Annotated in this window: 12 protein-coding genes and 1 other annotated feature; of the genes, 4 read left to right on the forward strand and 8 right to left on the reverse strand. The window is 36.4% G+C overall.

Annotation, left to right across the window (positions count from 1 at the left end; genetic code table 11):
• Positions 1–348: 348 nt before the first annotated feature.
• The 3 genes from murJ to HMPREF1630_RS05355 all read right to left on the reverse strand — a co-directional run bounded on the left by murJ (position 349) and on the right by HMPREF1630_RS05355 (position 4291).
• Entirely contained in the window at positions 349–1848 is a 1500-nt protein-coding gene (gene murJ / locus HMPREF1630_RS05345; RefSeq protein ID WP_037327802.1) for a murein biosynthesis integral membrane protein MurJ, read from the reverse strand.
• Positions 1849–2004: 156 nt separating this feature from the next.
• Positions 2005–2739: an amino acid ABC transporter ATP-binding protein gene (locus HMPREF1630_RS05350; RefSeq protein ID WP_037327803.1), complete on the reverse strand. Its 735-nt coding sequence runs from the start codon at positions 2737–2739 to the stop codon at positions 2005–2007.
• Positions 2717–4291 carry an ABC transporter substrate-binding protein/permease gene (locus HMPREF1630_RS05355; protein ID WP_037327805.1) on the reverse strand — a complete coding sequence of 525 codons (1575 nt, stop codon included), beginning with the start codon at positions 4289–4291 and terminating at the stop codon, positions 2717–2719. The genes HMPREF1630_RS05350 and HMPREF1630_RS05355 overlap by 23 nt, the downstream gene beginning before the upstream one ends.
• Positions 4292–4357: 66 nt before the next feature.
• Positions 4358–4586 (reverse strand) — a binding site (T-box leader).
• Between the two features lie 172 nt (positions 4587–4758).
• On the opposite strand from HMPREF1630_RS05355, the gene HMPREF1630_RS05360 reads away from it, so the two are divergent.
• The gene (locus tag HMPREF1630_RS05360) at positions 4759–5553 is read left to right on the forward strand and encodes an Mrp/NBP35 family ATP-binding protein (RefSeq protein ID WP_037327806.1); all 795 of its coding nucleotides are present in this window, start codon (positions 4759–4761) and stop codon (positions 5551–5553) included.
• Positions 5550–6557 (forward strand): DUF1002 domain-containing protein, encoded by a 1008-nt coding sequence (locus tag HMPREF1630_RS05365; protein ID WP_052039381.1) that lies wholly within the window; start codon positions 5550–5552, stop codon positions 6555–6557. Before HMPREF1630_RS05360 ends, HMPREF1630_RS05365 begins: the two co-directional genes overlap by 4 nt.
• A 39-nt stretch (positions 6558–6596) precedes the next feature.
• On the opposite strand, the gene HMPREF1630_RS09235 is transcribed toward HMPREF1630_RS05365, so the two are convergent.
• Together HMPREF1630_RS09235 and HMPREF1630_RS05375 are read right to left on the reverse strand one after the other, a co-directional pair.
• Positions 6597–7760, reverse strand: a complete 1164-nt coding sequence (locus tag HMPREF1630_RS09235) for a C40 family peptidase (protein WP_052039382.1) — start codon at positions 7758–7760, stop codon at positions 6597–6599.
• A gap of 54 nt (positions 7761–7814) precedes the next feature.
• Positions 7815–8405 (reverse strand): HD domain-containing protein, encoded by a 591-nt coding sequence (locus HMPREF1630_RS05375; RefSeq protein ID WP_037327808.1) that lies wholly within the window; start codon positions 8403–8405, stop codon positions 7815–7817.
• Between the two features lie 97 nt (positions 8406–8502).
• Here HMPREF1630_RS05375 and glsA point away from each other — a divergent pair, with 97 nt between their 5' ends.
• Entirely contained in the window at positions 8503–9435 is a 933-nt protein-coding gene (gene glsA, locus HMPREF1630_RS05380) for a glutaminase A (RefSeq protein WP_004826713.1), read from the forward strand.
• Positions 9436–9568: 133 nt separating this feature from the next.
• On the opposite strand, the gene HMPREF1630_RS05385 is transcribed toward glsA, so the two are convergent.
• Genes HMPREF1630_RS05385 through HMPREF1630_RS05395 form a run of 3 tightly spaced genes read right to left on the reverse strand, consistent with a single transcriptional unit; the run spans position 9569 to position 11929 of the window.
• Positions 9569–10273 (reverse strand): ABC transporter permease, encoded by a 705-nt coding sequence (locus HMPREF1630_RS05385; protein ID WP_004826712.1) that lies wholly within the window; start codon positions 10271–10273, stop codon positions 9569–9571.
• Between the two features lie 8 nt (positions 10274–10281).
• A complete protein-coding gene (locus HMPREF1630_RS05390; protein ID WP_004826710.1) occupies positions 10282–11034 on the reverse strand; it encodes an ABC-2 family transporter permease in 753 nt (250 codons plus the stop codon).
• A gap of 1 nt (position 11035) precedes the next feature.
• Entirely contained in the window at positions 11036–11929 is an 894-nt protein-coding gene (locus HMPREF1630_RS05395) for an ABC transporter ATP-binding protein (RefSeq protein WP_037327816.1), read from the reverse strand.
• Between the two features lie 127 nt (positions 11930–12056).
• Between HMPREF1630_RS05395 and HMPREF1630_RS05400 the strand changes: the two genes are divergently transcribed.
• On the forward strand, positions 12057–12752 hold the full coding sequence (locus HMPREF1630_RS05400) for a response regulator transcription factor (RefSeq protein WP_037327817.1): 696 nt from the start codon (positions 12057–12059) through the stop codon (positions 12750–12752).
• Position 12753 lies beyond the last annotated feature (1 nt).

Consider the following 12753-nt stretch of genomic DNA (forward strand, 5'->3'; position numbering starts at 1 on the left):
AAGCGACGAGAGGTCTCCATAGTCGCCTTTGTCGGGGGATTTTGTATTTGCATCGGGATATTGTTTTAGAAATAATTTTGATTAAGGTGTTAACGATGTATAGACGGAACCCTTCATGTAGAGAACTATGGAGATGTCTCGCGATGCTCGACATGGCAGGTGACACCCACCTCGAGTGAGCGAAGCGACGAGAGGTCTCCATAGTCGCCTTTGTCGGGGGATTTTGTGTCTGCATCGGGATATTTTATAGAAACCAAATTCAAAACCAAATTTAAAAATAAATTTAAAACCAAAACGCCTAGTATTTAATCAAGTACTAGGCGTTTGTCATTATTCTAATAATTATTTCTATCTTTTTATTTTCTTTAAAAACTTTTCTTTCAATTCATCCGCACCGTCTACTTTTAGGGAAAAAATTATCGCTAGGTAAACTATGGCTCCACAAAGGATTGTAACTAGAAGCCAGGAGTTTGATGGCCTTAGCTTATAGGTATAATTTGTCACAAATCCGAGGGCAAGTCCCCCTATAGCAATTTTTCCAATATTTTTAATGATGTAGGCGTGGTTTAATTTGCCAAAATATTTCCTATACATGATTATGGCGAGTCCTACAAGAACAAATTGACTTAGAGTTGTGGCAAGGGCAAGACCTACTAGGCCGTATTTTCCGCTTAGGGCATAGTCCAAAAAGACGTTTACACAAAGTTGTATAAAGGAGATGATAGTTGGGATTTTAGTATTTTGTACCGAGAAAAACGATAGGTACAAGAGATCCGCAACAGCTGGTCCTATGAGGTAGATGGTGTAATAAAAAAGCACATCAGCAGTCCTCACCATGTCATCGTAACCAAAGGCTCCACGCATATAGACGAAGGAAATTATTGGCCTTGATAAAACCATGAGTCCTACAAGAGATGGGATAAACAATATCATAATCTTAACCAAGGTCTTTGAGGTGATATTTTTCACTTCATCAAACTTGCCTTCAGCAGCGAGTTTTCCTATAAGGGGATAGGCTGTGATTTGGAAGGGTACGATAAAGGTTGATGAGACTATTCTTAAAATTTTTAAAGAATAGTTTATAACTGACACACCCCCGTCATTGGCAACAATAGAAGCAAAGGACTGGTCAACTATTGTTGAAATATAAACTGCAGCCATGGAAAAGATGGTAGGGATTGATAATTTGATCAAAGTCCTGATGTCTTCATCGATTTTTGCCTTGGCTCTTTTTCTCTTAAAACCAGTTTCCTTGATTCTTTTTGGGAAAACTGCAAATTGGATGAAGTAGGCTAGGAAAATTCCTCCTGCCATGATGTAAATATTTCCCTTTGAAAACGCAACGGTGATTCCCAAAATTATATTTAAGATAAGTAGGGGAAGGGCTGGAGTTATGAAATCGCCCTTGATTTGTAAATATGATGAAAAGATAGCTGCGTAAATATTTGGATACATTGTTAAAATCACTGCTCTCATGAAAAGTGAAGCGATTTTAAGCTTTTCTCCGTCATAGCCAATGGCAAACATCTTTACTATAAAAGGTGCAAAGAGAAGACCTAAGATCATAATTACAGTGCACAAAAATAGGGAGAAGTTTAATAGCTTATTGGTAAAGGCATCTCCCTCTGCTTCGCCCCTTTCCTTGCTTATTTTTGAAAAAGTAGGGATATAAGTCTTTGATAGGGCGTAGGTTATTACAGAGAAAATCAAAGTCGCTGCGGTAGTCGATGTATTAAAGGCATCTGTGATGGCACCTGTCCCATAAAAGTAGGAAAAGACCATTTCTCTGAAAAAAGAAAAGAGTTTGCCTATGAGGTTTAGGACCATGAGAATGAGGGTGTTATTCATAGTAGCCTCCAAGCTTAATAAAAAAGCTAAAAATCTCAACAAAAAGTAGATAAGCAAGGAAAATTCCTAGCTTATCTACTTTTATTTTTTTTATTAAATTTTTTTTATAGGTTGGATTTAGAAAATTTCCTATTTTAAAATTTGTAATATTAGTCATTAGTTGTTTAAGAATCTCTTTAAGAATTCTTGTGTCCTTTCATGTTTAGGGTTTTCAAACATATCTTTAGCAGAACTGCTTTCTAAGATTATACCCTTATCCATGAAAAGTACCCTATCAGATACATCTCTTGCAAAATCCATCTCGTGGGTTACAACTACCATGGTCATGCCTGATTTGGCAAGAGAGGTCATAACGTCAAGAACTTCGCCGACTGTTTCTGGGTCAAGAGCACTTGTTGGCTCGTCGAATAAAAGGACATCTGGGTCCATGCAAAGGGCGCGAGCTATGGCAACTCTTTGCTGTTGACCACCTGAGATTTGGCTTGGTTTAGCATTTATATATTGGGCCATGCCTACAGATTCCAAGTATTTCATGGCAGTAGCCTTGGCTTCTTCCTTGGACCTACCAAGGACTTTTTCTTGGCCAACCATACAATTTTCTAGGATGTTTTTGTTGGCAAAGAGGTTAAAGTTTTGGAAAACCATGCCAACCTTGGACCTATATTTTCTCCTATCGAAGGAATGGTCTAGGATGTTTTCGCCTTCATAGATAATTTCTCCACTTGTAGGTTCTTCAAGAAGGTTTAGGCAACGAAGGAGGGTAGACTTACCAGAACCTGATGAGCCAATGATTGTAACTACTTCGCCCTTTTCAACTTCCATATTTATATCTTTTAGGACTAGGTTGTCCCCGAATTTTTTTTCTAAATTATTTACTTTGAGTATTAACATTTATCGCTCCTGTTGATGATTCTAAGATAAAGTCCCTATCATTAAATCTTCTTTCTAGTAGTAGTAATAGTCTAGTAATAGTAAAGGTTAGAACTAGGTAAATTACTGCTGTGATTAGGTAGGTTGGGAAATATTGGTAGGTTGATCCTGCAATAGACTTAGACATGAAGAATAATTCTGTAACAGAGATTACGTTAAGAACTGATGTATCCTTGATATTAATAACAAACTCATTTCCAAGAGATGGAAGGATGGTTTTAATAGTTTGTGGAAGTATGATACCAGTCATAGTCTGCCAGTTGGTAAGGCCAATTGCCTTACAAGCTTCAAATTGTCCACTATCAACCGCATTTATACCACCACGGACAACCTCTGAAAGGTAAGCACCAGTGTTTATTGAAACGATTAAAATCGCTGCAAACATGGTTGATAGGTCGATGTCGAAATATTGCTTTAAGCCGTAGAAGATGATTACGGATTGAACCATCATTGGGGTGCCCCTAAATACTTCTACATAAACTGAAAGCAAGATATTTACAAGTTTGTGGAAGTAAAATCCGATTGGATTTGTCTTCTTATTTACATCTATTCTTCTAATAATAGCTACAAGTAGACCGATTATAAAACCTAAAATGGTTGATAAAATGGCTATAAATAAGGTATTAACAACACCCTTTAGGAAGAGGGGGGAGTATTTGCTCCAAATATCTTTTACTTCTGTGATGAAAGATTTTGGTGCTTCATCCTTGGTAGTTATTGCTACCATCTCGGTCATGATTTCATCTTGGACCTTGTCAATGTCAAGCTCTTTTAGGTAATTATTAATTTCTTCTGTCAATGGTGAACCTTTGGCAAGACCAACTGCAATTGTTGTATCAGAATCAGAAGTTTTAAAGTTATGGGCATCGTCAAACTTTATATAGGTGAGGTTTGGATTTGAAGAAATTGCTGATTCTGCACCAGCTTCTTCAGAAACATAACCATCAAGGGTGCCAGCGTTTGTCGCAGCAATCATAGTTGGGAAGGAATCCATAGGTTCTTGTTTATCCACGCCCTCCATCTGGTCAACCACATCTGCGTGGAAGGTACCAAGCTGGCCTGTAATCTTTGCTCCCTTAAAGTCGTTTATTGACTTAGCATTTATATATTTAGAATTTTTTGGTACAACTACGACCATTTTTGCCCTGTAATAAGGAAGGGAAAAGTCGATTTGCTCACGTCTTTCATCTGTTGGGCTCATACCTGCAAGGATGGCATCAATCTTGCCACTGGTTAGGGCAGGTATAAGTCCGTCCCATTCAATTTTATAAATTTCTAGCTTTTTGCCGAGCTTATCAGCGATGTTTTTTGCAAATCTTACATCGTAGCCGTTGGCAAACTCTCCTGGTGAATTAGCTACAGGCACGCCTCCGTTTGAATCATCTGTCTCTGAGAAGTTGTAAGGAGCGTAGTTTACCTCCATACCAACCCTAAGTACGTCTTCACTTGCGTATGTATTACCTATTGGAAATAAGAGAATAATTGCAAGCAATAAATTAACAAGTCTTTTCATAATATTCCTTTCTTAAAATATATTTGATTGTAGAATTAAAAAAGCCCTTACTATCCATTGCTGGATAATAAGGGCGAAAATCGCGTTACCACCTTAATTCATGTATTTTTCACAAAATACACCTCTGAAAGTACAATCATACTCCTTTGCTATAACGTGCAAAACTCGTTCCCGGATCAAATATCCCCGAGAAGACTCTGAGTCTTTATTCGCCAAAGCTTTCGATATCCCATCGCACCAACAGGGACTCTCTTAAATCTATTTCTTTAGTTACTCGTCTCTTCTTCGTCTTTCGATTATGTTACACCATAAGTAATTTTTTGTCAAGTTGTTTGGGAAAATATTTAAAAATTTGGAAAAATATTAATAATTAAATATCAAGAAGATCCAAGCTTACAAATATTTTAATGGAAATTTAACTCACAACCAATATAATTAAGACATGAAGTTGATAAGAAGGAGAATTTATGACTAACAAAACACCAAATTTCGATAAATTTAAAATAGAAACCCAACCAGGCACTCAAATCGGTAAGATAATCGCAGTTATGAGTGGCAAGGGAGGAGTAGGAAAATCATCTATTGCAAGCCAGCTTGCTGTTGGCCTAAAAAACAAGGGCTACGAAGTAGGAGTATTCGATGCAGACATAACTGGCCCATCAATAGCAGAAGCCTTTGGTATAGATGAGCCTGTGATGGCAACAGCAAATGGCATAATAAACCCAGCTGTAGCTAAAAATGGAATAAAACTTATTTCTACTAATATGATTATCCCAAATAAGACTGACCCAGTTGTATGGAGGGCATCTATAGTCACTGGTGTAATCAAACAATTTTACACTGATGTAGACTGGGGAAAGATTGACTATCTTGTAGTTGATATGCCACCAGGAACTGCAGATGTGCCACTAACAGTTTTCCAATCCCTACCAATTGACGGGGTCGTAGCTGTGGCCACACCTCAAGGTCTTGTGGAAATGGTTGTAGAAAAATCTCTAAAAATGGCAAAGATGATGGGCAAAAATATCATAGGCATAGTTGAAAATATGTCCTATTATGAATGCCCAGATTGTGGTAGCAAGCATGCAATTTTTGGCGAATCTAATATAGAAGGTGTTGCAGAAAAATACGGAGTAGACACCATAGTAAAACTTCCAATCGACCCAAGTGTGGCAGCAAAAATCGATGAGGGAAAGGCGTGTGATATTAAAAATGACCTCCTAAACCCAATTTTAGAAAAAATAGAAGGACTTAAAAAATGAAAAAGAAAATTTTTGGCTTAGTATTAAGCTTTTCAATAATTTTATCAAATGTCGCCTATGCAGTAGGTTTTGACAAAGATAAAGATGATGTCATCTATGGTGTGGCCTTAAATGACCAACAAAGAAAAATTGTAGACAATGCAGTGGAGATTAATTCAGAAGATTTTAATGTTGGAACTGTAAATGGAGCTGACCTTGAAAAATATTTAGGCTATGGAACAAGTGATTCAAATATGATTTCATCTATAGTTGTAAAAAGGCTCGAAAAGGGATCTGGAATCAGAGTTATGATAAAGACACCTGGCAATATCAACCAAATCACCGAAGCCCAATACACAAATGCAGCCATAACTGCAGGTCTAACTGATGCAGAGATTTTTGTAGCAAGTCCAAAACCTGTTACAGGAGAATCTGCCCTAGTCGGAGTTTATAAGTCAGAAGAGCTTCACGGCACAAAGCTTGACCCACAAAGGACAAAAACAGCGCAAAAGGAATTGAAAACTGTAATCGAAGTGTCAAAAGAAAATGAATCCAACCCGAATTTTGACAGCAAAAAGTTAGATAGGGCAGTCATTGAAGTAAAGGAAAAACTCGCTGATTATAAGGAAAAAAATGGTCAAACTGCACCAGATGATGAGATTTTAGTTTTTGTTTTAAATGCGTTAGAAAATGCTGATATGAAAGATGTCCTCTCAAATGAAAATTTAAAGAGCTTGATAACTTATTTTAAGTCCTACCAAGACCTATCAGGCATCACCAACCCTGAAGTAAGGGACAACCTATTTAAACTAGCCAAAGACATAGGTGGTAAGGCTGGTAAATTTTATGAAGAAAATAAGGAATCCATAGATAAATTTGCCAAGGATAATAAGGAAAATTTTGAAAAAATAGCCAAAGACGCTAAGGACTCCGGCCTTTTGGATAAGGTTATTAATTTCTTAAAAGATGTAGTAAATTCAATAATCAAAGTATTCAGTAAGGATAGTGATTCTTCAAATAACTAAAAAAATTGCTGGCTCGGTAGGTCGAGTTCAGCAATTTTTTTAATTTACTATTCTTTTAATTGAGATTGGATTTCTGATTGGGCTTATTATGATGCCGACTCTTGGAGATGAGGCGTGGACCATATTGCCGTAGCCATCAGCTATACCAACGTGGGTAATATTATCTAGGCTACTACCAAAGAATACCAAGTCTCCTGCTTTTTCTTGGCCAAATGGTACTTCTATACCATATCTTTGCTGGCTTTGGGCAAAGTGTGGAAGGCCAATTCCGATTGTTTGGTAGACTCTCATGGTGAAACCTGAACAGTCGATTCCATTATAGAGGTCTTCGCCACCAAATACATATGGGTTGCCTAAAAATTTCACAGCATAGGAATAAAGGTCAATTCCAGTTTGTGAGCCTGTCATGTGGACTGTAATTTGTGGCAACTTGCTAGTAGCTTCGTAAGTTTCGCCAGGATATAGGTTATAAACCGGACCATTTTCAAAACTAGGTGTCTGCCTATAGGTCATAGATGCATTTAGCAAATGGTAATAATTATAGAGCTTATCAATGACATCTTGGTCCCTGTGGGCAAGGGCTAGGTCCTTAAAATGTATGTAGCCAATCTTCTCTTTTGCATTTGCAACTTCGTCGTCAACTGTGATTGTAGTTGGACTTTTGCCATCCCTGCCAATGGTTTCAACAGGAACAGGATCTAAAGTTAGGGTTTCGACAAAACCTTGGCGAGCCTTTTTGACCCTATCAGCTAGGTTTATAAATTTATTCTCAAAACGATCTTGCTCATAGGAAACTTTCACAAAGTCATCTACATTTATAAATTCAAGGATTGTAACCTTAGTTCCTTTTTTTAGCTTATAGGAAGTAAGGTTGGTGGCTTCGTCAGTCGGATCTTTTTTGATGTCACAATCATTTACAAGGCTGGTGTGGTTTAGCTTGTAAAAATTATTTTTATCGACATAGCCAATCTTTCCCTTATATTCGATTTTATAAAAATTATCATCCTCGCTAACCATATTGTATAGGTCGGTAGTATCAATGTTTGCACTAGGATTGAGTCTTCCATTTTCTTCTGTATAGAAGCTAGCAGAATCAGCTACTTCCTTATTTATCATAACAGAATCTGCTAAAGAAGTTTTTGGAAAGAAGAGTCCTAGGCCCAAAACAAGGCCAGCGAGATATGCCTTTGGTCTTTTCAGCATATAATTCTCCTTATACACTTTAATTTTATATTTTTTCTACAAATAAGTCAATAGCTAAAAGTGCTCGTAGAGGTCGTAGGAAAACTCAACTAAGTCTTTAGAGAAAGAATTTCTCAAATACCTTGGGTCCAGGTGGTTAATTCTCACCCTATCAAGGGCATCTGCATCCTTAAAAAGTTCTGCCAAAAATTTAGTCCTGGCAAAATCATCTTCTGGACCTATGAAATTTTTTATAATCTTATCCATGGCCTCATCTTCTGGAGAATGGGCGGCAATTACGGCTTGGATTATTTTTTTATCTTCATCTCTAGCGTATGAATAGCCAATAGATTCAACAGCTGCTCTCGGACCATGGCCAGGATCATAGGAATCATCTCGCCTTCTAGTATCGTGGAGGCTTGCGGCATTTCTTAAAACATCTAGGTCATAAAAATCGAGTTTGTTGTAAAAAGCCAAGAGGTGGACGAAAAAAATCACCCTTTCAATATGGGCTGGGCCGTGGACATGGGATTTAAAAAGAATTTTTTGGTTTAATCTTTTGTAAGAATCGATTAGACTCTCATAATAGGTAGACTTCATGAAATCTTGGTAAAAATCATATTTTCTAATCCATCTTTCATTTTCTAATATATCTATAACTCTCATGGTTTTCTCCTAATTTTAATTCCTACTTATATTGTATCACTTATCCTATTAAAGTACATTAAGGTTAGTAGATAATAAAATTTAGGAGTATGACTTTATGTTTTTTGATAGAAATGAAATTGATAGGAGAATAAGGCAGTCCATTAGGAAGAGTGAGAAGTTTATTGGTCAGGGGGAAGTGGCTTCGTATATACCGGAACTTTTGAATGTAGAGCCTGACACTTTTGCCCTTTCTATCACATCTACAAGTGGGGACACATATAGCTATGGAGACATCGACAAGGAATTTTCCGTTCAATCCATATCAAAAATCCTAGATCTTTTGCTTGCCCTCCATGACAACACCATAGAAGAAGTTTATTCTAAGGTCGGAAGCGAGCCAACCAAATTTGAATTTAATTCCCTTGTTCCAATTACGGATAAACCAGCCAACCCCTTTATAAATGCAGGTGCGATTACAACATCATCTATGATTAGGGGAAGGGATGTGGATGATAAATTCCAAAGAATTTTAGATTTTTATAAGATGATATCAGGCACAGACAAGGCAAGGCTTATGGAAGATATCTATAAGTCAGAGATGGAAACATCTGATAGGAACAAGGCCATAGCCTATTACCTAAAATCTAAGGGAATTTTTGATGAAGACCCAAGCGAGGTTTTAGACCTTTATATAAGGTCATGCTCCATAGGTACAAATGTAGTAGACCTATCACATTTTGGAGCCATCCTAGCCAATAAAGGCTACGGCCTATATGAAACCAAAGACCTAATTCCAGAATCAATTGTATCCATAATTGTAAGCCAAATGTCATCTTGTGGTATGTATGAAAATTCTGGCAAATACCTAATGAACGTAGGCATCCCATCAAAATCAGGAGTCAGTGGGGCGATTTTAGGTATAGTCCCAGGACTTTGTGGCATAGCAGTATATTCCCCAAGACTCGATAAAACTGGCAACTCAGTTAGGGGTAAGGAATTGTTAAAAATTTTATCCTACGAATTGGATCTTAATATTTTTATTAGGTAGTCATGCTAAGAAGTAAAAAACTGCTCCCAAAGTTATTTAAAAAATAACTTGAGGGGCAGTTTTTGTATGGAAATCTTGCAGACCGCTTAAGCCTTAAGTTAGGCTCAATACTTGCTACAAAACTTATCTAGCATTATTTATTTTCGTATTTTAAAAATTTGTTGGATAGGTATAGGGATATTATTAATTCAGCTAGGGCAAAAATAGCCAGCAAGATTAAATCATGTGGACTTATAAACCTAAAGTTGTTAGCTTCAATTGCCAAATAGCTTAGGCCGATTATTTTTAGGGCCCTGTAGGCTGTTGCAAAACCAAATATGGTAAAGATTGTAGATAAGAGAACTATGATCCCAAAGGACCTTATCCTTATGGCAAGGGCGCCGAATATCCCTATTATCGGAAGAGCAAGCAAGATGCTAAGACCTATATAATAAAAATATATAGAAAAATCAGTGGTCGAAAATCCTCCTATATATTTTCCTCCCAGGTAGAAAAGTCCAAGAAAATATATTTGGCAAAGGCAAATTATTATAAAGGCTAAAGCCAATTTTGCTCCTACAAAGTCCATATTTTTCTTTGGGCTTAGCCTAATAAATTTTAGGCCTGCCTTGTGTTCTGTAGCCCAAAGACTTGCTATTATTATTGCAATTAATGGGATGTAGAAAAATGAAAAGTAAAACAAGCTAACCTGGGTCCACAAAGATTGCCATTCTTGGGTCAAGGTCTCCCTATTTCCCATAAAGTTTATAAGGCCAAATGCGTTAGCTAGTAGGGGTATTATCAGACTTACCAACAAGATATTTGTAAATTTTATTTTTTTTAATTCTAACTTTAACATAAGTCCTCCTAGTCCTTGTATAGATTATAAGTTTTCATTGCCTTCAAGTATCCAAGGCAGGCTATTAAAAGGATAAGGGCAATTATTGGTGTATAAAAATTTATTGGATTTAGAACCTGGATAAATTTCCCACCTTCGCTTACATAAGAAATATTTAATAAACTTGCCATCCAAGCAAAGGGATTTACAAAAGCGAGAGTCTCTGATGTTAGCATAGTGATTACTCCAGTTAGCCCTCCAATTATCGCTATAAATGATAGGGTGTAGACTCTTTTTGATTTCATTTCTATTATCATAAATAGGGCCATAAAAAATAAATTTATTATTATGGCAGATATATTTACCAAGGCATATCTTAATATCATGTCAGTGTCCATATTAAAATGAGATGACTTTTTTGCTAGTAGGAGAAAGACAATAGCTTCTATTATTTGCAATAAAACTAGCTTTAGGGATAGGTTTTTAAATTTATTTATGAGTATAGAGTTTACTTTTTCCCCAAGACTTACTTGCAACTGCCACATCTTGTTTTTTTCCTCGATTTCAATCACTTTTTTCACCAAAGATGAGATTAAAATCGGATTTATCAATAAGGAAATAAATAGATATGTGTCTAGGATGTAGGCTAGGGGATAATTTCCCTCTGCAAATGATTTTGAATGGCTGACCCCTGCCACCATTAGCATTTGAGCAAAAAATACTATTAGTGTTAAAAAATTTATCCCCAGTCTCTTATATTTTTTTCTTTCTAAATTTGCCATGCTAAGACCTGCTTTCTTCGATGAAGAGTTTTTCTAGGCTTTCTTTTTCTTCTTCAATCCTGTATATATCAACCTTACCATGTAGGAAATTCACAATTTCTGATATTTCCTTGTTTGAAACTTTGCCCAAAATAATCTTTTTACCATCTATCCTTGTTTGCCCCATATCTAAAAGGGCAAGGGCCTTTTGGTTGTCAGATGTTTGTAGGGAAATAAATGGCGGATGGAGTCTTCTATATTCTTCCAAACTTCCGTTGTAAGTTAATTTCCCTTCCTTGAGGATACCGATGTGGGTGGAAATTTTTTCTATTTCATCAAGGATGTGGGAAGAAATTAAAATGCTAGTAGAAGTGTTTTTCACTATGTTTTTAAATAAATTTCTCATCTCTTCGATTCCCTGAGGATCAAGACCATTTATAGGCTCATCCAAAATCAAAAGTTTTGGATTTCCAATAAGAGCGATGGCAATACCGAGTCTTTGCTTCATGCCCAGCGAATAATCCCTAGCCTTTTTCTTGCCTACATTATAAAGACCAACAAGGTCAAGAGTTTTTGAGATTTCTGCCTTGTTTATTCCCTTAAGGCTACAAATTATTTCTAGGTTTTCATAGCCACTTAGGTGGTCATAAAAGGAAGGATTTTCTATTAGGGCTCCGAGATTTTTGTTAAGGTCTTTTTGGTTTTTAGGACTTACTTCCTCACCAAAAACCCTAATTTCCCCTCCGTCTTTTCCCACAAGACCTAATATAAGCTTCATAAGAGTTGACTTTCCAGCTCCATTTTTGCCTATCAGGCCATAAATAGCTCCTTCCTCTATTGCCAAAGAGTCAATATCTAGGACTTTCTTCTTGTTATATGATTTTTGTAAATTATTTATTTCTAAGATTTTTTTCATAATTATTCCTCCTAAAAATAGGATACCAAGCTAAGATAACGATAAAATCTAGCCAAGGTCACTTTTACATCACAAAATCCAAAAAATATAAAGACTGGTGTATAATTAGGATAATAAGGAGATGCAAATGGATTTTAGAAGCAATTTTTCTATATTAATAGTAGATGATGAAGCAAGTTTATTAGAAAATTTATATAATTTTTTAAAAGATAAGGGTTTTGAAAAACTTTATACTGCAAAAAACATCAAAGAATCTAGGTTTAAACTCGCAAACTTCAAAATTGACCTAGTGGTCCTTGACCTAATGCTTCCAGATGGGAGTGGTTTTGATTTGCTAAAGGAAATAAGGAAGGAATCCGATATGGCAGTCATAATCCTATCTGCCCTTGATGGGATAGATGATAGGAAGGAAGGCTTTGAAAATAAGGCTGATGACTATCTAGTCAAGCCATTTTTCCCTGATGAACTCCTTTGGAGAATAGATGCAGTTTTAAGACGCAGTAAAAAAATAAAAAATGATGGGAAAATATCCTTAGGCAAGGTAATTTTCGATAAGGCCAAGGGTATCCTTATCAAAAATGGTGAAGAGATTCCCCTAACTGCCACCCAATTTAAAATCCTAGCCTACCTAGCCGATAACATGAATATGATCGTCTCGATTGACCGCATTTTGGAAAATATTTGGGAAGATTCCTATGGATATGAAAATACATTGATAACTCACATCTATAGGATTCGTGAAAAACTCGAAGACAATCCGAGAGAGCCTAAAATCTTGATAACCATAAAGGGTCTGGGCTATAAACTTGTGAAAGAAGACTAGG

It is taken from the genome of Anaerococcus lactolyticus S7-1-13 (genome assembly GCF_000758765.1).
GTDB classification, from domain to species: Bacteria; Bacillota; Clostridia; order Tissierellales; family Peptoniphilaceae; genus Anaerococcus; species Anaerococcus lactolyticus.

What these genes read in the sequence shown, in the direction of transcription:
- HMPREF1630_RS05365 (WP_052039381.1), top strand. Translation starts at nt 5,550, where the DNA reads ATGAAAAAGAAAATTTTTGGCTTAGTATTAAGCTTTTCAATAATTTTA.
- murJ (WP_037327802.1), bottom strand. Translation starts at nt 1,848, where the DNA reads ATGAATAACACCCTCATTCTCATGGTCCTAAACCTCATAGGCAAACTC.
- glsA (WP_004826713.1), top strand. Translation starts at nt 8,503, where the DNA reads ATGTTTTTTGATAGAAATGAAATTGATAGGAGAATAAGGCAGTCCATT.
- HMPREF1630_RS05385 (WP_004826712.1), bottom strand. Translation starts at nt 10,273, where the DNA reads ATGTTAAAGTTAGAATTAAAAAAAATAAAATTTACAAATATCTTGTTG.
- HMPREF1630_RS09235 (WP_052039382.1), bottom strand. Translation starts at nt 7,760, where the DNA reads ATGCTGAAAAGACCAAAGGCATATCTCGCTGGCCTTGTTTTGGGCCTA.
- HMPREF1630_RS05390 (WP_004826710.1), bottom strand. Translation starts at nt 11,034, where the DNA reads ATGGCAAATTTAGAAAGAAAAAAATATAAGAGACTGGGGATAAATTTT.
- HMPREF1630_RS05360 (WP_037327806.1), top strand. Translation starts at nt 4,759, where the DNA reads ATGACTAACAAAACACCAAATTTCGATAAATTTAAAATAGAAACCCAA.
- HMPREF1630_RS05350 (WP_037327803.1), bottom strand. Translation starts at nt 2,739, where the DNA reads ATGTTAATACTCAAAGTAAATAATTTAGAAAAAAAATTCGGGGACAAC.
- HMPREF1630_RS05355 (WP_037327805.1), bottom strand. Translation starts at nt 4,291, where the DNA reads ATGAAAAGACTTGTTAATTTATTGCTTGCAATTATTCTCTTATTTCCA.
- HMPREF1630_RS05400 (WP_037327817.1), top strand. Translation starts at nt 12,057, where the DNA reads ATGGATTTTAGAAGCAATTTTTCTATATTAATAGTAGATGATGAAGCA.
- HMPREF1630_RS05375 (WP_037327808.1), bottom strand. Translation starts at nt 8,405, where the DNA reads ATGAGAGTTATAGATATATTAGAAAATGAAAGATGGATTAGAAAATAT.
- HMPREF1630_RS05395 (WP_037327816.1), bottom strand. Translation starts at nt 11,929, where the DNA reads ATGAAAAAAATCTTAGAAATAAATAATTTACAAAAATCATATAACAAG.